This window comes from Pseudomonas hygromyciniae, from assembly GCF_016925675.1.
In the GTDB taxonomy this organism is placed as follows: domain Bacteria; phylum Pseudomonadota; class Gammaproteobacteria; order Pseudomonadales; family Pseudomonadaceae; genus Aquipseudomonas; species Aquipseudomonas hygromyciniae.
The window spans coordinates 306802-328496 of record NZ_CP070506.1; the positions used below are offsets into that span (position 1 = coordinate 306802).

At 60.0% G+C, this 21695-nt stretch carries 16 protein-coding genes, 1 tRNA gene and 1 pseudogene; 8 read left to right on the plus strand and 10 right to left on the minus strand.

All coding sequences use genetic code 11. The features are described 5' to 3' along the window. Window positions 1-62 precede the first annotated feature (62 nt). The 4 genes from JTY93_RS01300 (at window position 63) to JTY93_RS01315 (ending at window position 5716) form a co-directional block, all read left to right on the plus strand. A complete protein-coding gene (locus tag JTY93_RS01300; RefSeq protein ID WP_205480206.1) occupies window positions 63-2966 on the plus strand; it encodes an aminotransferase in 2904 nt (967 codons plus the stop codon). 304 nt (window positions 2967-3270) lie between these two features. Further along, window positions 3271-4149 carry an N-carbamoylputrescine amidase gene (gene aguB, locus JTY93_RS01305; RefSeq protein ID WP_169991877.1) on the plus strand — a complete coding sequence of 293 codons (879 nt, stop codon included), beginning with the start codon at window positions 3271-3273 and terminating at the stop codon, window positions 4147-4149. A gap of 5 nt (window positions 4150-4154) precedes the next feature. Beyond that, window positions 4155-5261 carry an agmatine deiminase gene (aguA, locus tag JTY93_RS01310; protein ID WP_205477881.1) on the plus strand — a complete coding sequence of 369 codons (1107 nt, stop codon included), beginning with the start codon at window positions 4155-4157 and terminating at the stop codon, window positions 5259-5261. A gap of 242 nt (window positions 5262-5503) precedes the next feature. Next, window positions 5504-5716, plus strand: coding sequence for a hypothetical protein (locus JTY93_RS01315; protein ID WP_169991881.1), 213 nt, complete (start codon window positions 5504-5506; stop codon window positions 5714-5716). 112 nt (window positions 5717-5828) lie between these two features. Here JTY93_RS01315 and JTY93_RS01320 read toward each other — a convergent pair whose 3' ends face one another. Next, window positions 5829-7901, minus strand: a complete 2073-nt coding sequence (locus tag JTY93_RS01320) for a TonB-dependent receptor (protein ID WP_205477882.1) — start codon at window positions 7899-7901, stop codon at window positions 5829-5831. A 461-nt stretch (window positions 7902-8362) separates the two neighbouring features. Between JTY93_RS01320 and JTY93_RS01325 the strand changes: the two genes are divergently transcribed. After that, entirely contained in the window at window positions 8363-9658 is a 1296-nt protein-coding gene (locus tag JTY93_RS01325) for an OprD family porin (protein ID WP_205477883.1), read from the plus strand. Window positions 9659-9733: 75 nt separating this feature from the next. Here JTY93_RS01325 and JTY93_RS01330 read toward each other — a convergent pair whose 3' ends face one another. The 4 genes from JTY93_RS01330 to JTY93_RS01345 form a co-directional block, all read right to left on the minus strand. Further along, window positions 9734-11299 (minus strand): M48 family metallopeptidase, encoded by a 1566-nt coding sequence (locus JTY93_RS01330; protein ID WP_205477884.1) that lies wholly within the window; start codon window positions 11297-11299, stop codon window positions 9734-9736. A 12-nt stretch (window positions 11300-11311) separates the two neighbouring features. After that, the gene (locus JTY93_RS01335; protein ID WP_205477885.1) at window positions 11312-11677 is read right to left on the minus strand and encodes a hypothetical protein; all 366 of its coding nucleotides are present in this window, start codon (window positions 11675-11677) and stop codon (window positions 11312-11314) included. Between the two features lie 38 nt (window positions 11678-11715). Further along, window positions 11716-13059, minus strand: a complete 1344-nt coding sequence (locus tag JTY93_RS01340) for a CHASE2 domain-containing protein (RefSeq protein WP_205477886.1) — start codon at window positions 13057-13059, stop codon at window positions 11716-11718. A 235-nt stretch (window positions 13060-13294) separates the two neighbouring features. Then, complete coding sequence (locus tag JTY93_RS01345; protein ID WP_205477887.1) at window positions 13295-14179, minus strand: EamA family transporter; 885 nt, start codon at window positions 14177-14179, stop codon at window positions 13295-13297. Window positions 14180-14298: 119 nt separating this feature from the next. On the opposite strand from JTY93_RS01345, the pseudogene JTY93_RS01350 reads away from it, so the two are divergent. Next, window positions 14299-15082: pseudogene (locus JTY93_RS01350) on the plus strand (AraC family ligand binding domain-containing protein). A gap of 153 nt (window positions 15083-15235) precedes the next feature. On the opposite strand, the gene JTY93_RS01355 reads toward JTY93_RS01350, so the two are convergent. Together JTY93_RS01355 and JTY93_RS01360 are read right to left on the minus strand one after the other, a co-directional pair. After that, a complete protein-coding gene (locus JTY93_RS01355; protein ID WP_205477889.1) occupies window positions 15236-16096 on the minus strand; it encodes a tetratricopeptide repeat protein in 861 nt (286 codons plus the stop codon). A gap of 475 nt (window positions 16097-16571) precedes the next feature. Further along, a tRNA-Thr gene (locus JTY93_RS01360) sits at window positions 16572-16647 on the minus strand. 253 nt (window positions 16648-16900) lie between these two features. Here JTY93_RS01360 and JTY93_RS01365 point away from each other — a divergent pair. Continuing rightward, complete coding sequence (locus JTY93_RS01365; protein WP_205477890.1) at window positions 16901-17749, plus strand: SDR family NAD(P)-dependent oxidoreductase; 849 nt, start codon at window positions 16901-16903, stop codon at window positions 17747-17749. Between the two features lie 140 nt (window positions 17750-17889). Further along, the gene (bcsQ, locus tag JTY93_RS01370; protein WP_240357262.1) at window positions 17890-18792 is read left to right on the plus strand and encodes a cellulose biosynthesis protein BcsQ; all 903 of its coding nucleotides are present in this window, start codon (window positions 17890-17892) and stop codon (window positions 18790-18792) included. A 210-nt stretch (window positions 18793-19002) separates the two neighbouring features. Here the strand turns inward: bcsQ and JTY93_RS01375 are convergent, their stop codons facing one another. From JTY93_RS01375 to JTY93_RS01385, 3 genes are read right to left on the minus strand one after another with little or no spacing between them, the layout of a single operon-like run. Continuing rightward, complete coding sequence (locus JTY93_RS01375) at window positions 19003-20226, minus strand: methyltransferase (protein ID WP_205477891.1); 1224 nt, start codon at window positions 20224-20226, stop codon at window positions 19003-19005. After that, window positions 20207-20896 carry an ABC transporter permease gene (locus tag JTY93_RS01380; protein ID WP_029295855.1) on the minus strand — a complete coding sequence of 230 codons (690 nt, stop codon included), beginning with the start codon at window positions 20894-20896 and terminating at the stop codon, window positions 20207-20209. Before JTY93_RS01380 ends, JTY93_RS01375 begins: the two co-directional genes overlap by 20 nt. Window positions 20897-20934: 38 nt before the next feature. Beyond that, on the minus strand, window positions 20935-21630 hold the full coding sequence (locus JTY93_RS01385) for an ABC transporter permease (protein WP_057437111.1): 696 nt from the start codon (window positions 21628-21630) through the stop codon (window positions 20935-20937). Between the last annotated feature and the right edge of the window lie 65 nt (window positions 21631-21695).

Sequence of the window (21695 nt, forward strand, 5' to 3'; positions counted from 1 at the left end):
CTTGCGCAAACCCCTTCAACAATGGCGATATAAGCGCCGGACAAAAAACCAGGGGCCGTCACATGTTGCTCGATACATTGATCCACCGCGCCAGTTTGCCGTGCCCGCAGGTCGGGCCGCAGCAGGCTTTGCAGTTGCTGGAGCAGCATTACGGCTTCACTGGCACGCTGCAGTCCCTGGGCAGCCAGCAAGACCTCAATTACCGAGTCGATAGCGACCGTGGCCGCTTCGTCCTGAAAATCTGCCGTGGCGAGTATGCCTCCATTGAATTGCACGCCCAGCATGCGGCCCTGGCGCACTTGCAATCCGGGGTGCGGGTGCCAGAGGTCATCAGGGCCCTCGACGGCGAGCAACTGCTGACCGTGACGGTCGCCGGGCAAACCCTGCATGTGCGGTTGCTGGACTATATCGAAGGCCAGCCGCTGACCCACCTGCCGCACCTGGGCCGTGAGGTGATCCAAGGTTTTGGCCGGCTGTGCGGGCAGATGAGCCTGGCATTGGCCGGCTTCACCCATGCGGGCCTTGAGCGCACGCTGCAGTGGGACCCGCGCCATGCCCGGGAGCTGATCAGTCATTTGTTGTCGGCACTCGACAACCTGCCGCACCGCGCGGCCCTGGAACGGGTCGCCGCACAGGTCGAGCAGCGCATCCGGCCCCTGGCCGATCAATTGCCCTGGCAAGCCGTGCATATGGATATCACCGATGACAATGTGGTCTGGCAGCGCGATGCCCAGCGGCATTGGCAGGTGCAGGGGGTCATCGATTTCGGCGATCTGGTGCACACCTGGCGGATTGCCGATCTGTCGGTGACCTGTGCTGCGTTACTCCACCATGCCGAGGGCGACCCGTTCGCGATGCTGCCGGCGATCCAGGCCTATCACGCCCTGACGCCCTTGCAGCCGCAGGAGTTGCAGGCGCTGTGGCCGCTGATCGTGGCCCGCGCGGCGGTGTTGGTGTTGAGCAGTGAACAGCAGCAGCGCCTGGATCCGGATAACGCCTACCTGTTGAAGAATGCCGAGCACGAGTGGGAAATCTTCCAGGTTGCCACCTCGGTGCCATTTGAGTTGATGGAGTCGGCGATCCTGGCGTGCGTCGGTGCGACCCCGTCGTTCACGACCAGCGAAGGCTTTGCCCCGCTGTTGCCGGGCCTGGTGGGGCGTGAGTTCGCGCTGATCGACCTGGGCGTGCTCAGCCCGCATTTTGAGGCGGGCAACTGGGAAGCCCCCGGCATCGATCAGCAGCTATTGCAGCAAGCGGCCGCGGCCCATGGCTTGGCGGCCAGCCGGTATGGTCAATATCGCCTGTCCCGCACACGCCCCGACAGCGCGGCCGAACCCGATACCTGCGCGCTGCATGTCGAGTTACACGCGCCCCCGGGCACTGTCGTACAGGCGCCGTTTGCCGGCACCCTGCGCCGCACGGCCGATGGCGGGTTATGTGTGCACAGTGCGCAACTGAACGTATGGCTGTGGGGTGTTGAACCGGTGTTGCAGGCCGGCGCAGCGGTGCTCAAGGGCCAGGTCCTGGGTGAGGTTGGCGGGCTATTGGCGGTGCAACTGTGCCGCGTCGACCTTGAGCCACCGTTGTTCTGCACGCCATCGCGCGCAGCGGCCTGGCAGGCGTTGTGCCCCTCGCCGGCGACGCTGCTGGGCCTTGCCTGCGACGCCGAGCCAGAGCTGGATCCACACGCCTTGCTGGCCCGGCGCGATGCCAGCTTTGCGCGCTCGCAGAAGCACTATTACCTCGACCCTCCACGCATCGAGCGCGGTTGGCGCAACCATCTGATCGACATGCAGGGCCGTTCGTATCTGGACATGCTCAACAATGTCGCGGTGCTGGGCCACGGCCATCCACGCATGGCGCAGGTGGCGGCGCGGCAGTGGTCGCTGCTCAACACCAACTCACGCTTTCATTACGCCGCGATTGCCGAGTTCTCCGAACGTTTGCTGGCCCTGGCCCCGGATTCCATGGACCGGGTGTTCCTGGTCAACAGCGGCACTGAAGCCAACGACCTGGCGATCCGCCTGGCTTGGGCCTACAGCGGCGGACGCGACATGCTCAGTGTGCTGGAGGCCTACCACGGCTGGTCGGTGGCGGCCGATGCGGTGTCCACTTCGATCGCCGACAACCCCCAGGCCTTGAGCAGCCGGCCAGACTGGGTGCATCCGGTGACCGCGCCCAATACCTATCGTGGCCATTTCCGTGGCCCGGACAGTGCGCCGGATTATGTGCGTAGCGTCGAGCACAACCTGGCGAAGATCGCGGCCAGTCAGCGCCAGCTGGCGGGTTTTATCTGCGAGCCGGTGTATGGCAATGCCGGCGGTATTTCCTTGCCGCCGGGCTACCTGCAGCAGGTGTACGCCCTGGTCCGCGCCCGGGGCGGGGTATGTATTGCCGATGAAGTGCAGGTCGGTTACGGACGCATGGGCCATTTCTTCTGGGGTTTTGAGGAGCAGGGCGTGGTGCCGGACATCATCACCATGGCCAAAGGCATGGGCAACGGCCAGCCCCTGGGCGCGGTGATTACCCGCCGGGAAATCGCCGAAGCCCTGGAGGCCGAAGGGTATTTCTTCTCGTCCTCGGGCGGCAGCCCGGTGAGTTGCCGGATCGGCCTGGCAGTGCTGGATGTGATGGAGGAAGAGCAACTTTGGGAAAACGCCCAGGTGGTCGGCGGGCATTTCAAGGCGCGGCTGCAAGCGTTGATCGAGCGCCATCCCCTGGTGGGGGCGGTGCATGGCTCGGGCTTCTACCTGGGGTTGGAGTTGGTGCGGGATCGGCAGACGCTGGAGCCGGCCACCGAAGAGACCGCACTGTTGTGCGATCGTCTACGTGAGTTGGGGGTTTTCATGCAGCCGACTGGGGACTATCTGAACATCCTCAAGATCAAGCCGCCGATGGTTACGTCTAAACGTAGTGTGGATTTCTTTGTCGACATGTTGTCGAAGGTGTTGGATGAAGGGTTGTAGACACCTTTCTATGAGTTGAAATGAGATCACCACTGTGGGAGCGGGCTTGCTCGCGAAAGCGGTGTATCAGTGACAGATTTGTAGACAGACACACCGCTTTCGCGAGCAAGCCCGCTCCCACAAGGGCGATGGGGTTTCAGAATTTAAGTCGATTGTTATCGGGAATATTTTGTTTTTTTTCGATGGATGGAGATCTGCAAGCTTTAAAAGCCGATTTTTATCCGCTATAAAGTCGCCCAGCATTCCCCTTTCTGTCATCGGCCCCGGTTATCCTGGCCGCTGACCACCGCCCAGGAGATGATTCATGAGCCGTATCGTTACCGTCGCCGCTACCCAGATGGCTTGTTCCTGGGACCTCGAAGCCAATATCGAGACCGCTGAGAAGCTGGTCCGTGAGGCCGCCGCCAAAGGCGCGCAGATCATCCTGATCCAGGAACTGTTCGAAAGCCCGTACTTCTGCCAAAAGCCAAACCCGGACTATCTGCAACTGGCAACCCCGGTTGAAGAAAACGTGGCCATCAAGCATTTCCAGAAAATCGCCAAGGAACTGCAAGTCGTCCTGCCGATCAGCTTTTTCGAACTGGCTGGCCGTGCGCGTTTCAACAGCATCGCGATCATTGATGCCGACGGCTCCAACCTCGGGATTTATCGTAAAAGCCACATCCCGGATGGCCCTGGCTACCACGAAAAGTACTACTTCAACCCGGGCGATACCGGCTTCAAAGTGTGGAACACCCGCTATGCGAAAATCGGCGTGGGCATCTGCTGGGACCAATGGTTCCCGGAATGTGCCCGCAGCATGGCGCTGCAAGGCGCGGAAATCCTGTTCTACCCGACCGCCATCGGCAGCGAGCCACACGACAAGACCATCTCGTCCCGCGACCACTGGCAGCGCGTGCAACAAGGCCATGCCGGCGCCAACCTGATGCCGCTGATCGCCAGTAACCGCATTGGCAACGAAGAGCAGGACGGCTACGACATTACTTTTTACGGCTCGTCGTTCATCGCCAACCAGTTCGGCGAGAAAGTCGAAGAACTCAACGAAACCGAAGAAGGCATCCTGGTGCACAGCTTCGACCTCGATGAGCTGGAGCACATCCGCAGCGCGTGGGGCTCGTTCCGTGATCGCCGGCCGAACCTGTACGGCGCGCTCAAGACCCTCGACGGTTCCCTGGAGTCCTGATCGCCATGACCACTTTGCACAGCACGCCTCGCGCTGACGGCTTCTATATGCCAGCCGAGTGGGCACCCCAGACCCAGGCCTGGATGATCTGGCCAGAGCGTCCGGACAACTGGCGCCTGGGCGGCAAGCCGGCACAGGCGGCCCATGTGGCGGTGGCCAAGGCCATTGCGCGCTTTGAGCCGGTGACGGTCGCGGTTTCGGCCGGCCAGTACGAAAACGCCCGGGCGCGCCTGGATGTGCCAAATATTCGTGTGGTGGAGATGTCCAGCGACGATGCGTGGGTACGCGACAGCGGGCCGACCTTCGTGATCAATGACCAAGGCGAAGTCCGTGGCGTGAATTGGGACTTCAATGCCTGGGGCGGGTTTGACGGTGGCTTGTATGCGCCGTGGAACCGCGACGCCCAGGTGGGCGGCAAGATCCTCGAGATCGAGCGCAGCCCGCGTTATCGCACCGAGGGTTTTGTGCTCGAAGGCGGTTCGATTCACGTTGACGGTGAAGGCACGCTGATCACCACCGAGGAATGCCTGCTCAATCGCAATCGCAACCCGCATCTGGGCCGTGAAGAGATCGAAGCGGTCCTCAGCGCCCACCTGGCGGTGGATAAGATCATCTGGTTGCCCGACGGTCTGTTCAACGACGAAACCGACGGCCATGTGGATAACTTCTGCTGCTACGTGCGCCCAGGCGAAGTGTTGCTGGCCTGGACTGACGACCCGCAAGACCCAAACTATGCGCGCTGCCATGCTGCCATGGACGTGCTGCAAAACAGCACTGACGCCAAGGGCCGCGCACTTACCGTACATAAAATGCCGATCCCGGGGCCGTTGTACGCCACTGAGGAAGAGTGCGCCGGTGTCGATCCAGTGGACGGTTCCCAGGAGCGTAATCCGACCGTGCGTTTGGCCGGTTCCTACGTCAACTTCCTGATCGTCAACGGCGGCATTATCGCGCCGAGTTTTGATGATCCGCTGGACAGCCGTGCCCAGGAAATTCTTCAGGGTCTGTTTCCGCAACATGAAGTGGTGATGGTGCCGGGGCGTGAACTGTTACTGGGGGGCGGCAATATCCACTGCCTGACGCAACAACAGCCCGCGCCGCACAAAAACTGAGTGCAGTTGTAACAGGCAATTTCGCCGTACGGCGACTGATCGCCGGCAGATGCACCGAGCAATAACAGCAAGCCCATGGCCCGTGAGGGTCGTGGGCTTTTTTGTGTCTGTAAGCCCGTAAGTCGGCTTGTTGGCATAGCTCTTGTATCGGCGTTGTGACAGTGATCGGGGTTTGTGACTGCGCAGTTCTGTCATAAACCTTGAGTAAGTTGGCCGCTCAAGCAGTAGGAGAGAGCGCTGAAATGAACGCCGATATCAACCTGGTCTATAAACGCGCGTCCCATCCTTTGGTCGTTCGAGGTGACGCGATTCACACGCTGGCCCTTTGGTTGAAGGCAAATGGCTCACGCCGGATCCGGCAGGCTGATCCACGCAGGGTGATGAGTGAACGCTACCCGGTGGGGCTGTTCAGCGAGGATGAGGTGCAGGTGCTGTGCGAGTTGATCCGTAACTGATATTCAAATGTGGGAGCGGGCTTGCCCGCGATAGCGGTGTATCAGTCACATATGCATCAACTGACACACTGCTATCGCGGGCAAGCCCGCTCCCACAGGAACTGCATGTGGGTTAGAAGTTGTACGTCCCCGTTACCACCAGGCTGCGCGGGTCTCCAAACTGGATCTGGTTGGCACTGGTCGCCGACGCGTAGTACGTCTTGTCGCTGATGTTATTGAGCGCCGCCCTTACATCCCAGTCCTTGTGCCGGAACCCGGCCAGGGCGTCCCAGCGGCCATAGCCGGGCAGTATCACGGTATTGGCGTTATCGGCATAACGGTCGCCCACCAGGGTCAGGCCGGTTTCGGCGTACCAGCCCATTTCCGGTTTCCAGGTAACGAACAGGCTGGCGTTGCGCTTGGCCACGTCGCTGATGCGCTTGCCTTCAAAGCCGTTGTTGTCTTTCACCACCTTGGCGTCCTGTACGCCGACGCCGCCGCGTACATACCAGTTGCCGACGATTTTGCCGGTGGTGGTCAGCTCGATACCACGGGAGCGTTGTATGCCGCTGAGCAGGGTGATCAGCGGGTTCTCCGGGTCACGGGTGCGGCGGTTGTACAGTTCCAGTTCATACACGGCGAGGGTGGTGCTCAGGCGGTCGTCGAGCCAGTCGCTCTTGACCCCGATTTCTTTTTGCTTGGTCAGCTCGGGGCTCAGATCGTTGGCATTGCCCGTCGCATTCGGGGTGATGCCGATCAGGCCGCCACCGGTGGGGGAAAACGTCTTGCTCCAGGAGGCGTAGAAGGAATGGTTTTCCACCGGCGTCCACACCACGCCCAGCCGTGGGCTGGTGTTGTGGCTGTCGACGTTTTGCCGGGTGTTGATGATCTTATTGGTGGTGTCCACTTCAAAACGGTCGTAGCGCAAACCGGCGAGTATTTGCCACTGATCGTTCAGGCGCAGTTGGTCCTGCACATACAGCCCCTGGCTTTCGACTTCGGTGTGGTTGTTGCTGGAGATCCTCATCGGCCCGGTATGGCTCAGGTGCCGGTTGGGGTGGTTCAGATCAAGGCCGGGCACTGTTGCCGTTACCGCGCTGTACAGCTTCGGATCACGGCGCTGGCTGCCCAATTCCACACCGCTCAGCAGGCGATGCTCCAGGCCAAAGGTGTTGAAGCCGCCTTCGAGCTCGACGTTATTGAATACGTTGCGCGTCCTCAGGTCCTGCTGCCAGCGCTGGCGCCCGACGGTGTTGGTCTTGGGGTCGTAGCCGGTCTGGTAGGTGTTGTCGAAGTCACTGTCGAGCTTGAACACGCCCAGGGTGTGGCGCAGTTGCCAGCTGTCGTTGAGTTCATAGGCGAGCTTGGAGCGCAGGGATTGGGTGGTGTCGTCGATGTAGTCGCGTGGGTCGCCGTAGGTGGTGTCGCGGCTCACATCGGCCGGGCGCCCGCGCACGCCGGGGATGCCACGGTCCGGGGTGCGGTCGTAGCGGCTGTATTCGTATTGCACCAGCCAGTTCAGTTGCGGGGTCAGTTGCCAGCTTATCGACGGCGCGAACAGTTTGCGGTTGCCGCTGATGCCGTCGCGAAAACTGTCGGTGTCCTCGTTGCCCATGTTCAGGCGCAGGCTGATGTTTTCGGTCGGGTCGGCGCTTAAGTCGGTGTACAGACTACGCAGCCCGTTGTTGCCGCCCTGGGCTTCGATGCTGGAAGCACGCCCGGCCTGGGGCAGCTTACTGACGCGGTTGACGATCCCACCCTGGCCACCGCGCCCGTACAACACCGCGGCGGGGCCCTTGAGCACGTCGATGCGCTCGATGTTATGCAGGTCGCGCACGTACTGGCTGTCGTCGCGGATGCCGTCGAGGTAGAAGTCGCTGCTGGCCTCGAAGCCGCGGATACGCAAGCTGTCGAAGCGCGTATCGGCGCCGCTGCTGACGTTGGGGATACCGCTCAAGGCCTGGCCCAGATCGTTGGTGCCGTAGGCGCGCAGGTTCTCGGTCTTTACCCAGTCAATTGCCTGGGGCACGTAGCGCACCGGCGTGCTTGTGCGGGTGGCGGTGTTGGTGTCTTTGACGCGTGGGTCGTCCTCATCAGCTTCGGCGCTGATGGAGGTGGCGGGCAGTGTGGTCGCGGCGCAGGCAAATCCGGCGCACAGCAGTGCAGAAAGCCCAAGGGTCATGGGCGTCAGGCGAGGGGCAGGCATCTAGGGGCGCATCCGTAGGAGGGAGGGTAAATAATGCGCGAATGATAATGCTTGCTATTTGCGCGCGTAATTTATTCTTGCGCTGCCTGCTCAGGTATTTGTATCAAGATGTGTCTTTTGGGGAATTTTACGCCATATTGGAAAATGCGTTACCCACCAGCGGCTTATTCACCGTATGAATCGGGCGAGCGTATATATGGCGTAAATAATGGCTAAATAATATCGCTTAGACTTTTTTTGCCTAAATACAGACGATTCACTAAATTGACATGCAGTTGAGGGCGCGGATAGGATTCGCCTCAACGCCTGTGGCTAACCGCCATGACTTCTCCAAATATAAAAGGCCTGCGGCGTATTTCAGTCGTCCGCAGGCCTTTTTGTATCTGGGGAAAGTCGATATCAGAAAAGCTAACGGAGCCAGGTTTCACAGCGCGTACTCAACCAGTAATAGGAATAAGAAAATGTTGAATAAACGGATGGGTCTGCTTGCTCTGGGGATTTTGAGCGCCACTCAGGCAATGGCAAACGACCAGGAGCAATCCAAAGGCTTCGTGGAAGACAGTCACCTGAACATCGCGGCGCGTAATGCGTATATCAGCCGCGATTACAAAGATGGCAAGCAAGATAAAGCTGAATGGGGCCAAGGCTTTATCGGTAAGTTCGAATCCGGCTTCACCCAAGGCACCGTCGGTGTGGGTGTGGACGTGATCGGCCAATACGCCATCCGTCTGGACGGTGGTAAAGGTCGCAGCGGCGCTGGCGGTATCAACTTCTTCAAGCAAGGTGACAGCGGCGCAGCACCACACGACCTGGCCAAGGGCGGCGCAGCCGTCAAGGCACGCATCTCCAACACCGTACTGAAGTACGGTGACCAGATGCCAGCCGTGCCGGTCCTGCAGTACGACAACTCCCGTCTGTTGTCGGAAACCTACACCGGTACCTCGATCGTCTCCAAAGAGATCAAAGGTCTGGAGCTGCAAGGTGGTTACTTCACCAAGGAAGCCCAAAAAGGCGCCGAAGGGACCGACAGCGGCAACCTGAAAAAAATCTCGTACCTGGGTGGTAGCTACAAATTCACCGAAAGCCTGTCGGCCGCGCTGTATGCATCCGACATGGAAGACGTGCTGAAGAAGCAATACGTCAACGTCAACTACGTGCTGGGCCTGCCACAAGAGCAGTCGCTGACTTTTGACTTCAACGGCTACAAGACCAAGCTGGACAAGAGCTTCGCCCAGCAAACCCAGGGTGATGCTAGCGCTCGCGACAACAAAATCTGGAGCCTGGGCGCCACTTGGGCCTTCGGTCCGCACAGCCTGACCCTGGCTCACCAGCGCAGCTCCGGTGACACCGGCTACATGTACGGCGGCTATCGTGACAACACCAAGGACAGCGGCATTGGCGACGGTGGCAACACCATCCTGCTGGCCAACTCCTACTGGTCTGACTTCAACGCTAAAGACGAGCGCTCCTGGCAGGTCGGCTATGGCATTGACTTCACCACCTTCGGTGTACCTGGCCTGAGCTACAACATCGCTTACGTGCGCGGCACCAACATCGACGACGGTAGCAACCGTGGCGATGGCACCGAGCGTGAAATCTTCAACCAGTTCAAGTACGTGGTACAGAGCGGCCCGGCTAAAGACCTGAGCCTGCGTGCCCGCGCCTCCTGGTTGCGTGTTTCGACCAACGCCAACAAATACAACGTTGGTGGTAACGAAATCCGTCTGTTCGCCGACTACCCGATCAACGTGTTCTAAGATCGTGCGTCGTGCCTGATACCAGGCAATAAAAAACCCCGACTTGTCGGGGTTTTTTTATACCTGCCTGAAACCCTACGCCTTGACCTGCGCCAACTTCTGGCAATTGGCCTTGCGCGCCGGGTACTGCCCGCATTTGCGCAGCACGCTTTGCACCTGCTGGGTGTTTTGCAGTTGCTGATTGGCCAGCAGCTTCTCGGTGATAAACAGCTCTTCCGAGCCCAGGTTGCGTTCAGCCTTGTCGATCATGGCCAACGCGGCCTTGCCGTCGCCGCGCTTGAGGTAATAGCTGATCATCAAGTCATAGGTCGAAGGCCCAGCCAGGGACCAGTCCTTGATCGCCTGCAACTCTTTGAGCGCATCGGCATTTCTGCCTTGGGCCAGGCGTACAGCGTAGGCGGTGCGACGGATGTTCGGCTGGTCCTTGACCGGTGAGCTCAAGGCTCGGCGGATAAAGGCATCGGCCTCGGGCACCTTGTTTTTTGCCAGGGCGGCGGTGGCGGCGTAGGCATCTTTATAGCCTTGCATGGCCTTGGCCACTGGCGCGGCGTCACGCACCTTTGGCCAGCTCGTGGTATTGACCCGAGCGCGGCGCTCCTTGCGGTACTCGCGTTGCAGGTATTGGCGCAGCTCGGTGTCACGGTCGAGGGCGGACATGTGGGAGCGGTTGAAGTAATCGGTGGTGGCAGTGATGGTGGTGGTCAGGCCGTCCTTGACCAGCACGTCCAGCTCCTTGGTAAAGCGGTCGAGGTTGAACTGCTGCAATGAGTCTTGCATCGCGTTCTTGCGCGCGGTGAGAAAGCCCGTCAGCAATGGTTTCTGCTTGCCCTGGAAATCATTCAGGCGCTCCAGGCTGTGGGTCGCCGCACGGGGCGCGTAGCCGGCCCGGATCATCAGGTCGGTGCCGAGCAAGTCCGCCTGGTCTTCCTGACTGCGGCCCCAGGCGGTGCTCCAGACGTTGTCGGAAAAACTGTTGGCCAGCGAGGTATACAGCACCGTGTTGCCGATGGTTTTTTGCGTACCGGCCGGGTCCTTGCTGAACAGCTTCATGGTGCCTGAGCTGCGATCCACCCCGGTGTTGGCCGCCACCGTTGCCAGGGCCACCGTCGAGGCCACGGTGGTGAACATGTCTTTCTGCTCCTGGAACGCGGCTGCGCGGTCATGGTGATGCAGCAGCACATGGCTCATTTCATGGCCGAGCATGGCGGCGATTTCGTCTTCACTGCCGACGTTTTCCAGCATACCCAGGGGTACGAAGATATTGCCGTACGGGTCCGCCGATGGCCCGAAGCTGTAGCTGTCGGTGATCTTCACCTGCAACAGCGGCAACTCCCCCGGCCAGCCCTTGGACAGGCGTGTGACGATGCCCTGCAAGTACACCTGCAGCATTGGGATATCCGCCAGGTTCTGCTGGCGCGCCTCGGCGGCAGGTACGGTGCGGCCGTCGTAACTCAAGCGCTGTTGGCCCGTGCGCTGCGCGTCGAGCTTGTAGTACTGGCGCACGTCAGCGTTATCCACATAGTGGCCCTGGACCCGTGACTGGGTCGATGGACCCACCAGGTTCAGAAACGCCTGGTCTGCACCCTTCAAGGTGGCGCAACCGCTGAGCAATGCACTGGCCAGCAATAGATATCCCTTCACCGCGGTACTCCTTTATTGATTGCAGCCCGCGCCGTAGCCGAGAGTGGACTTGTTGTTACTGTCCTTGGCCAGGCTTTGGGGCATTTGCTGGCAGGGCAGTCTTGTGACATTCAGGGGCGGGTCGATTCGCAGGTCCCTGGTATCCAGCCAGACTTTCTGCCCAGCCAGCTCCACCAGGACCAGCTCCAGGTCCTTGTTGAGTTGCAACACCTGAACGGGTTGCTTGGGTGTGTCTTTGCGGGCGACTTCCCGCAGCAGCTTGCCTTGCTCGTCCACCACCTCTACCGGGTCGGCCAGGAACTCCTTGATGACATGGGTTTCGGCCAGTACGCCCTGGCTGTAGAGCGCGGCGAGTAACACGATGAGGATTCTGTTCATCCTTGGTTTCCTTGAGTGAGACGACGTGGCGGCACCCTTCAGCGACCACGGTCGAAGAAGGCTTCGATCCGCTCGCTGAACAGCGCCAATGACAGCAAAACAATCCCCAGTACGTTGACCAGGGTGATGTGGTTCAGATAGAGCACCCCGCACACCGCCAGCAGCATCAGCATCACCAAGCCCCACGAGGGATAGGGCGAGGTGAAGAAGCGGATCTCATGCCTGCGCCAGCGCGTCCAGGTATGCAGGCCGGCCAGGCGCCGGGCATGCAGGGCCTTGAGCACGATAATCAGCGCCAGCAACCCAAGCTCCAGCACGTCTACCCAGTGCAGGTTCCAACCGGGGAAATTGGCCGGCTCGCGCTCGTAATCCATGCCCTTGTTGATCAGGTTGTCCAAGGCCATGGCATGCAGGTAAACCCCAGGAATCAGCCCATGCACGGGCGACTGCACCACATCGCCGGTGGAGGTGATGCTGGCCCCGACCATCACTAGCCGGTCGCGCAATAACCCGGCCACCAGCGCCTGATCCTCCGGCGAACTGACCTCCAGGTCGCTGGCCGACAAGGTCAAGCTATAAGGGCACCGGGCCTGGGCGGAGTCGTCCAGTTTCCAGAACACCGCCTGGAAAAACTGCGCCACCCAATCCAGTACAAAGTTGCGTGGCGCTGCGCAGTGCTGGATATCCGCGATCTGCGCCTGCTCGGGTGCCAGCTTCAAGCCCCACTGCACGGCAATTGGCTGCAAGCGTGAGGCCGCCTCGGCATCTTCGGGCAGATCCGCGCAGGGTGCGTCTTTGCAGAATTGGCGGTACAGCGCCAAGGCCGGGGTTTCCATCACCCCCAGCGCGGTCGGCATGGCCAGCGGGTACTTGTCGTCCACACCGTCCCACACCACCAGCCCTGGCTGGCTGAATGCGGCAAATTGTTCGAGGGTATTGGCTTGCCCTTTTTCACCCCGCGTCACCCCGGTATTGGCCAGCAGCAAGGGAATGCCCCGGCGCTGATAGCGCTCGAACACATTCGCCAACAACTGACTGCCCCGCGTCGGGTCACCCAGGGAGTGATCGTGGCTGTACAGCAAATCCACAAACACCGCTTTGGGTTTATAGGCCAGCAAGCGTTTGAACAGCTTGCTCTGCTCGTTGTACGGCATCGGCCATGAGGTGTTGTTACGCATCAGGTAGGCGTCATCGATCAACACCACGGTGATGTGTTGCTGGCCGTTGCTGGGGTACTTGCTGGAAAACATCCGGTTGAGCCACTGGGCGGATGCCTTGTCGCTGGAACTGGCCAGGCCAAAGGGATCGAGCACTGCCAGCAACACGATAAAAAACGCGAGCAAATAGCGACGACGATTAAAAAGCGGGGGGTTCTTCGACATCCATGTCTCGATAAAAAACGGCGAGTGCTGTTGAGGGGCAGGTTTTCCCGCGTGAACACAGCGAATGCATGGGTTTTAAAGGACGGGGAGGGGGGTGTCAATTAGAAATATGGCTAAGTGCCATCTGGCGCTCGCCGCCTTCGGCAGCAAGCGGGAGATGGCGTCCCGGCAGGGTGCGATACGACCTTCCTGCGCGCGGTAGATTTCTGGATGAACGCCGGGTGTGGGCGGTGAGTTATTGACCGGGCGATACAACCCGTTTCGGCCGGCGCCATGTCACCAGCCCGACTGCCAATGCAGACAAAATCAGCGCAATCGAGATCCCTTCGTTGATATCGACCCGGTGCCCCAGCAACAGCATGGACCCTGTGACGCCAAACACCGGAATCAGCAACGACAACGGTGCCACCTTGGAAACCGGGTACTCGCGCAGCAGTAAATTCCACCCCCAGTAACAAAAGTGCGTGGCCGCATACACCTGAAACAGCAGCGAAAACACCGTCAGCCATTCCATGTGGGTGACCAGCGCCGCGAACGGCGCCGATCCATGTGCCAGCCAGGTCAGCAATAGCAATGGCAGCGGCGGGAACAGACTGGCCCACACCACAAAAGCAAACATCTCGCGCACCTTCGATTGCTTGATGATGACGTTGCCCACACTCCAGCTGAACGCACTCACCAGCAACAAGCCATAGCCCAGCGTTGTCGCCTCGCCTGGACTGCTGGCGATAATGCCGATCAGTCCTACTGCCGCAAGACCCACCCCCAGGATCTGGCCTACGCTCAGTCGCTCACGAAACAACAACACCCCCCAACCCAAGGTAAAAAACGCACTGAACTGGATCAGCAATGCTGCAGTGCCTGGCGGTACACCCAGTTCAATCCCCAGATTGATCAAGGCCCACATCGCCACCCCGAAAATCAAGCCATAGGCCACCAGCCACTTCATCGCAATGGCCGGACGCTGTACAAAAAACACCCATGGTAACGCCGCCAGCGTAAAGCGCAGGGCGGTCAGCAACAGCGGGTCGATCCCCGCCAGGCCCAGCTTGGTAATCGGAAAGTTAAGCCCCCAGACAGCCGTCACCAACACGGCCAGGGCCAGATGCTTCTTTTGCATGGTGTGCTGATCCCACAAAGCAGCGCCAGCACCTGTGTGCGCCAGCCAAGGCGTCACTATGCGCAATAGGCGCGATGGCTCGCTTGCACTATCAGGTCATAAATCATTAAATTCGGGCCATGCGCGAAACTGACATCGACCCCTACGAAAACACCCCCCGCGACGCCGTGGTCACGGCCAACGACTACCACGATGGCCAGCACTTTGCGTTACACACCCATCAACGCGGGCAATTTGCCTACGCCGCTTGCGGTGTGATTACCGTCTTCACTCAACAAGGCAACTGGGTGGTACCGCCCCACCGCGCCATCTGGGTCCCGGCGGGCGTGCCCCACGAAATGAGCATGAGCGGCCCGGTGACCATGCTCAACACCTACATCCGCGCCCGAGCCGCAACCCGCCTCAACCTGCCGGCGCAGTGCCAGGTATTCGGCGTATCGACGCTGCTACGCGAACTGCTGATCCGCGCCATCGACGTACCGGCGCTCTACGAAAAGGAACACCTGCACGGCCGCCTGATGACCCTGCTGCTCGACGAAATAGCCGACATGCGCCCCCCTGTCACTCAACGCCCCCCTCCCCAACGATCCCCGGCTGGCCCACATCTGTCGCAACCTGCTGGAACAGCCATCACTGGAAACCAGCATCGACGACATGACCCAACGCCTCGGCATGAGCCGCCGCACCTTCACTCGATTGTTTCGTCAGCAGACCGGAATCAGCTTCGTGGAATGGCGCCAGCAAGCGTGCCTGTTGGCGGCGGTAGTCAGGTTGGGGAATGGCGAGTCGGTGACGCGGGTGGCGATTGATTTGGGGTATAGCAGTTCGAGTGCGTTTACGAGTGTGTTCAGGCGGGTGTTGGGGGAGGTGCCTAGTCGGTATTTTTTGAATAGGTTGGGTTGAGGTGGGGGGGATTGAGTGTGGGTGCTGATCAGCAGGCCGCCCGGCCGGAGACGTTAGGGATTGAAGCCCGAAGAGGTGGAGACAGGTCGGCTGTTTGACCAGGCTCGATGCGCAGCACGAAAGCCCGGCCCGCTGCGCGGCAAGGGAAACGTACTACTCCAAACTGCGTGGAGCTGAATTTGGGCTGAGACTGGTAACCAGCGGCCAAACGGTCTTGCCTTCGGGCATGATAGGTTCATAGCGAAATCTGTAGGAACTCATTCCCTTCAACACCAGATGATCGACGATGTTATTGCCCGAACTTTCGAGGAGGTCGATTTCAGGTACTAAGGACCCCTTGATGTACTTCAACGCGAACCAAACTGGCTTGAGAGCAGGGCCTCGCGTTACCTCCAGGGGCAGGCTATTTTTTACCTGCCCTGTCTTCATCTGAATTCTGCTAGTCACTCCCTTGAGCCAGCCTGCGTTGAAGTCATTTATCTGCTCGGGGGATAACGGCACACCTTTGGCGCGTAGCCGGTACATATCTTCGCTGCTGACTTCCAGATATAGCGCCATTGCCCCGTTAAGGTCCTGGGGGCCGCCAATCCCTTCCTCCATGAATTTTGCCAACTTCCTTTTGCTATCAGAAACAGAAATAGACCGCTGGTAAAGGGCTCTTGCCTTCGCATAGTCGGGTGTTTCACCAATACCCTGCTCCGCCATGCGGCCGAGGTTGTGATAACCCGCTTCGTCCACATCCGCGATTGATTGAAAGAGCGCTTTGGCTTTCGGTATATCTTGCGGAACACCCGTGCCGCTTTCGTACATAAGGGCAAGTACGTTTTTGCAATAGAGGTCTCCGTCATCGCTTTGCGCGCGCACGTACTCGACATGCTCAATGGGGATGGGGGGGGGATCCAATGATTTCGAGCAACGTATGCTTGCGTAGGGATCGCCCGGTGATCCTGGCCCGGTGTTTGTGCATCCGGCGGCCAAAGCAGTAAAGGTCAGTAAAAGAGCAGCTTTACGCATGGATTGCTTCCGTTCAACGCGCTAATGAGGTCAGATTATTGCGGCGATATTGGCATGGTGCCCCACTATTCGGTCAAGCACGCAAACCTCCAGCACCAGCCGGAGACGTTAGGGATTGAAGCCCGAAGGGAGTGAAAAGGGGACTCAAAAGGGGACGGATTTATTTTCACCAGATGTCCCTGACGATTAGTCGTGATCTGACAGCAACATCTCAATCGCCGAAATGGAAGTGGTGGGGCGCGCCCTAGTAATTCCGGTGTGGACACTATGTGGACGTTTTGGAAAAGGAGACAGATTTACGCTCACCCAAAATATGCAGGCATCACGTACGTCAGATGCCCGGACGGAGCTAAGCAATGGGGAGGAGAGGGAGGCGAAGAGGGTGCCCACTGCGAGTGGATAGGACGGGTACGCTCAAACCCCGAATCCCAGAAACAACAAAGCCCCTGCATTTCTGCAGGGGCTTCGTTTTGTATGGTGCCGGCACCAGGAGTCGAACCCGGGACCTACTGATTACAAGTCAGTTGCTCTACCAACTGAGCTATACCGGCGTGTTAGGGCGACGATTATAGCGATTGAAAAGGTTCTGTAAACCCCTGAATTCTGACTATTTTTCAGAACCCGATTTTTCCCTCGCCGGCCGTGCGCTCCCGCGGTTTCGCGAAGGCGGATGAGGGCCTGTGCCCAGGCCCTGGGATGGCGTGAGGCTTGATACGCAGAAGGTATCAAACTGCCCCTTGATCAGTATTAAACAACACCGTTGTTCGTTGTTAAGTTGAGGTGGCACTCAACGAGGAAAATTCCATGAACTTCGCAGGAAAAACCGCCGTTATCACCGGCGCAGGCCGTGGCTTGGGTTTCGTTTACGCGCAAGCCTTGGCCCGGCGCGGGGCTAATGTGGTGGTCAGTGATATCGGCGCCGATCACCTCGGTTCGGGGGGCGATAATGCCATCGCCCAGGACGCGGCGCGTCGTTTGCAGGCTCAGGGGTTGAGGGTGGTTGATCATCAGGGTGACTTGTCCAGCGAGCAAGGTTGCCGGCAGTTGGTCGAGGTGGCCATCGCTGCATTTGGTCAGTTGGATATCCTGATTCATAACGCCGGCTGGGTGGGTTATCAAGCCATTGAGGAGGCGGACGCGGCGTTTGTCGGGCGTGCGCTGGATATCAATGTCTATACGCCCATTTGGCTGTGCAAACATGCCTGGAAAAACCTCAAGCAATCGGCGGCGGCGCGGGTGGTGCTGACGTCTTCTGATCGGGCGATGTACCAGCAATATGCCCAGTCGGGTCTGGTGGCCTATGCGGCCGGGAAGATGGCGCAACTGGGCATCATGAATGCCCTGAGTATGGAAGGCGCGAAGGACGGGATTCTGGTCAATGCGGTGTCGCCGGTGGCCAAGACGCGTATGTGGGGTGTTGAGGGCGAGCCGGATAATCTCAAGCCTGAGTGGGTGGCGCCGGGGGTGGTGTTCCTGGCGTCGGGGCAATGCCAGGACACCGGCTACATCTTGCGGGCCAGCAACGGTCAATTTACTGCGACGCGGTTTGTCGAAAATCCTGGGGTGGAATATCCCGTGGACCTGGCGCGGGTCAGTGCGTCCAGTGCCGAGCAGGTTGCGCAGCAGTGGGAGCGGATAAAGGAGAGTCGTTAAATTGACGATTAGCCGTTCGTCGCAATTATCATGATAAAAAACACCAAAATAATGACACTCACCTAGTCCTGTCACACACTCCTTGAACAACAAATGCACCCAGGTTCTATAAGAGGTGCCGTGATAAGGGAGGAGTGGCTGTGAGCCAGGCCGACGAAGGTTTCGCAAAGAATACTGCTAGGCATGAGCTGCAGATAACGTCGACGCTGCAGTTCTTCGAAGACACCCCCCTGGACGACGTACGTTCCCCCGCTGAACAACCCCAGCCAACTGCCATGCCGGCCTGCCGCGCTAGGGTCGTGGTGTTGGCGTCGGTCAATGGTGGGGTGGGGCGCAGCACACTGGCGACGTTATTGGGCAGTGGCTTGCAACGCCTGGGGCGTGCGGTGACGGTCTTGGAACTGGACCCGCAAAACGCCCTGCACCTGCATTTCGGCTTACCTCTGGACACTCCGGGACTCGGTCGCGCCAGCCTGTGCAACCGACCGTGGGATCACCTCGCCCAGCCCGGTTTCGGCGGCTGCCGGGTGGTGCTCTTTGGCGAGACCGACACGCAGCAGCAAGAAGACTTGCAACGCTGGCTCAAGCAGGATCCGGAGTGGCTGGCGCAGCATTTATCGCACCTGGGCTTGAGTGAGCAGGACACGGTCATCATTGACACTCCCGCCGGCAATAACGTCTACCTGCACCAGGCCCTGCACGTCGCCGATACCGCGGTGGTGGTGGCCCTGGCGGATGCGACATCACTGGGCGCACTGGAGCAGATGCAACGGTTGCTGGCGCCACACCTTGCGCGCCCCTCGGCACTGCGTTGCCACGTGTTCGTCAACCAACTGGACGAAGGCAACGCCTTCAGCCTGGATATGTTGGACTTATTCCAGCAGCGCCTTGGGGAAAACGGTCTGGAAGTGATCCATCGTGACCCGCTGATCAGTGAGGCGCTGGCCTTTGGCGAGGACCCGCTGGACAGCGCGGCGGCGAGCATGGCCTGTGACGATATCCATGCGCTGTGTCAGCGATTGGACGGCGTCTTATACGGTTAGGTGCAGATGCTTATGCACAATCCGTTAGTCGGACAGCTGTTGAAACGGTCATTTTGTGGAGCTGTTCTCATTACACTGCAACTGCCTGTTTTGCGTGCGTTTTATTTTGTGAACAAAAAATGACCAGTCAGCATTTTGGCCTGTGAACCCCGCATTTACGGGGTACTCCAAAAAACCATCAACAGAGTTATCCACAGGGTGCTTTGCCCTTTAATCGCGCTCGGCGAGCACCATCAGGTTGCGCGGTGTCAGCGCTGTTTCGCAGAAGTGGCCTACTTGAGCCTTGTAGCCGTTTTCTTGCAGAAACAGTGCCCGATCCAGAACCAGCCACACTTCCAGTGGGCGGCGAAACAGGCCACGCACCAACTCCAGGTTTCGTACCTGCGCCAGGCGTTGCCAGCCGTGCTGCTCCAGGCTTGGCCAATCCTGTTCACCTGTGGATAACCCCTTGAGCGCCGCCAGGTGCCGGCAGTAGTCAGCGAAGGGGCGGCTCAGCCATTCGCTGGGCAGCGAAGGCGTGGGCAGGTACTCATCACGCCCGCGCAGTTGCCGCTGCAACTGGTCGAAGCCCAGGCGCCGGGCCATGGATGTATCGCGTTGCAGGCGCACCCGCGCACCAGCGGTGACGGTTTCGCTCAGGGGCAGGCCAAGATCTTCGCGCGATAAACGCAGTGCCGAAGCGCGGGCCGGGGTCGACAGCGCCTGGTACTGCTCGCTGCCGATGCGGTTGTAACAGCACGGCGCCACGGCCAGGTGCATGCAGCCGGCGGCGCTGGCCAGTTGCAGCAGGCGCACGTGCAGATCGCCGCAGGCATGCAGGGCAACCGGGGTGTGTTCGCGGGTGAGGTGCTGCACGGCGTCCTCGGCCATCACATCTTGCTCACGATGCTGCGCTGGCAATCGATGGTGATCACTGAGGGCTTTGCCGGCGGCAACCAGCGCTGGATCGTATTCCAGGCAGGTCAGCTCTTGCCCCGGTTGCAGCAGCCGACGGCCGAGGTGGCCTTTGCCGGCGCACCAGTCGAGCCAATGGGTGGGGCGCTGGGCAAACTGCAGGGCGGCGCCAAACGCCTCGATCTGTTGCCATTTGCGCCCGGGTACATCCACATTCAGGCGCGACGGCGGCGTATGCAGCGCGCCGGACGGTAACTTATCCACAGCACTCAGACGCGTGGCCAGCTGCGCCCATTGGGGAAACGGCGCCGGCGCCTGTAGTTCGGTGGGCAGGTTGTGGCTGCTTTCGGCCTCTGCCAGCGAGCGCTGGCGCAGCCATTGGGCCAGTTGCGGATGCTGGGTTTCCCAAGGCAATCGCAGATGGGTAAAGGGCCGTGGTCGCCACAGCCCTTGATGTTCGGTGAGGAACGCATCCAGCGCGAGGAAGCGTTCCAGCAGGCGCTCGCCCGTCAACCGGGTATCAGCGTCCCTGGCAGGCATCGACCCGCAACCAGCGTTCCAGCAGCTTGAAGCCGCGCACCAGTACATAAGCCATCAGCAGGTAGAACATCCCGGCGGCAAAGAAGATCTCCACCGGCAGGTAGGTACGGGCAATGATGGTGCGGGCCATGCCAGTCAGTTCCAACAAGGTCACCGTACTGGCCAGGGCGCTGGCCTTGAGCATCAGGATCACTTCGTTGCTGTAGGCCGGCAGGCCGATGCGCGCCGCACGCGGCAGGATGATGTAGAACAGCGCCTTGGGCTTGGACATGCCCAGCGCCCGTGCCGCTTCGATCTCACCAGGCGGGATGGCCTGGATCGCGCCGCGCAGGATCTCGGCGATGTAGGCGGCGGTGTGCAGGGTCATGGTGACGGTGGCGCACCAGAACGGGTCCCGCAGGTACGGCCACAAGGCGCTTTCGCGCACGGCGTCGAACTGCGCCAGGCCGTAGTACACCAAAAACAGCTGCACCAGCAGCGGTGTGCCGCGAAAGAAGAAAATGTAGCAATAGGGCAGGGTGCGCACGTACCACAGGCGTGAGGAACGGGCGATGCCCAGGGGGATCGCCAGCAGCAGGCCGGCGATCACCGCGATGGCCACCAGCTCCAGAGTCAGGGTCGCGCCCTGGGCCAGTCGTGGCAGCCACTTGATGATTACTGCCCAGTTCAGGCCCAGGTCGAAATGCGACAGCCAGCTATAGTCGCCGTTCATTGCGTGCTCCTCGCAAAGCCGCGAGCGGCGCGTTTTTCCAGGAAGTACATGCCGACCATGGCCAGGACGGTGAGGCCCAGGTACATAAAGGCCGCGACCATGAAGAAGGTGAAAGGCTGCTTGGTGACGGTCACGCCGATTTGCGCGTGGCGCATGATTTCTTCCAGGCCGATCACCGAGACCAGCGCGGTGTCCTTCATCAAGATCATGAACAGGTTGCCCAGGCCCGGCAGGGCGATGCGCCACATCTGCGGCATGATCAGCCGGGTGAAGATGCGCAGCTTCGACAGGCCCAGGGCAATGCCCGCTTCACGGTGGCCCTTGGGAATCGCCAGGATCGCGCCACGGAACACCTCGGTAGCGTAGGCGCCAAAGCACAGGCCCAGGGCGATCACCCCGGCGGCGAAGGCGCTGAGCGACAGGTCGGGGTTACCGAAAAACTCCCCCAGGGCCCGCATCATATTGACCGTGCCGAAGTAGATCAGCAGCACCCACAGCAGTTCGGGAATGCCCCGGACAATGGTCGAGTAAGCGCCGCCAAGCCATTGCAGGAACTTGTACGGGGAAGTCTTGGCCAGGGCGCCGGCCAGGCCGAGCACCAGCCCCAGGCATAACGCCGTGAGTGCCAGTTTGACGGTCATCAGCGCGCCGGCAGCGAGTGCGGGGCCGAATCCGTAGAGATCGAAATTCATGGTTTTTTCATATCGCGCAAGGCTTGCGAAAAACCGGCGCGCTCAACGCAGCGCGCCGGTCTGGC

What these genes read in the sequence shown, in the direction of transcription:
- JTY93_RS01355 (WP_205477889.1), bottom strand. Translation starts at nt 16,096, where the DNA reads ATGCGTAAAGCTGCTCTTTTACTGACCTTTACTGCTTTGGCCGCCGGA.
- JTY93_RS01325 (WP_205477883.1), top strand. Translation starts at nt 8,363, where the DNA reads ATGTTGAATAAACGGATGGGTCTGCTTGCTCTGGGGATTTTGAGCGCC.
- JTY93_RS01300 (WP_205480206.1), top strand. Translation starts at nt 63, where the DNA reads ATGTTGCTCGATACATTGATCCACCGCGCCAGTTTGCCGTGCCCGCAG.
- JTY93_RS01335 (WP_205477885.1), bottom strand. Translation starts at nt 11,677, where the DNA reads ATGAACAGAATCCTCATCGTGTTACTCGCCGCGCTCTACAGCCAGGGC.
- JTY93_RS01320 (WP_205477882.1), bottom strand. Translation starts at nt 7,901, where the DNA reads ATGCCTGCCCCTCGCCTGACGCCCATGACCCTTGGGCTTTCTGCACTG.
- JTY93_RS01385 (WP_057437111.1), bottom strand. Translation starts at nt 21,630, where the DNA reads ATGAATTTCGATCTCTACGGATTCGGCCCCGCACTCGCTGCCGGCGCG.
- JTY93_RS01340 (WP_205477886.1), bottom strand. Translation starts at nt 13,059, where the DNA reads ATGTCGAAGAACCCCCCGCTTTTTAATCGTCGTCGCTATTTGCTCGCG.
- aguB (WP_169991877.1), top strand. Translation starts at nt 3,271, where the DNA reads ATGAGCCGTATCGTTACCGTCGCCGCTACCCAGATGGCTTGTTCCTGG.
- aguA (WP_205477881.1), top strand. Translation starts at nt 4,155, where the DNA reads ATGACCACTTTGCACAGCACGCCTCGCGCTGACGGCTTCTATATGCCA.
- JTY93_RS01375 (WP_205477891.1), bottom strand. Translation starts at nt 20,226, where the DNA reads ATGCCTGCCAGGGACGCTGATACCCGGTTGACGGGCGAGCGCCTGCTG.
- JTY93_RS01315 (WP_169991881.1), top strand. Translation starts at nt 5,504, where the DNA reads ATGAACGCCGATATCAACCTGGTCTATAAACGCGCGTCCCATCCTTTG.
- JTY93_RS01345 (WP_205477887.1), bottom strand. Translation starts at nt 14,179, where the DNA reads ATGCAAAAGAAGCATCTGGCCCTGGCCGTGTTGGTGACGGCTGTCTGG.
- JTY93_RS01365 (WP_205477890.1), top strand. Translation starts at nt 16,901, where the DNA reads ATGAACTTCGCAGGAAAAACCGCCGTTATCACCGGCGCAGGCCGTGGC.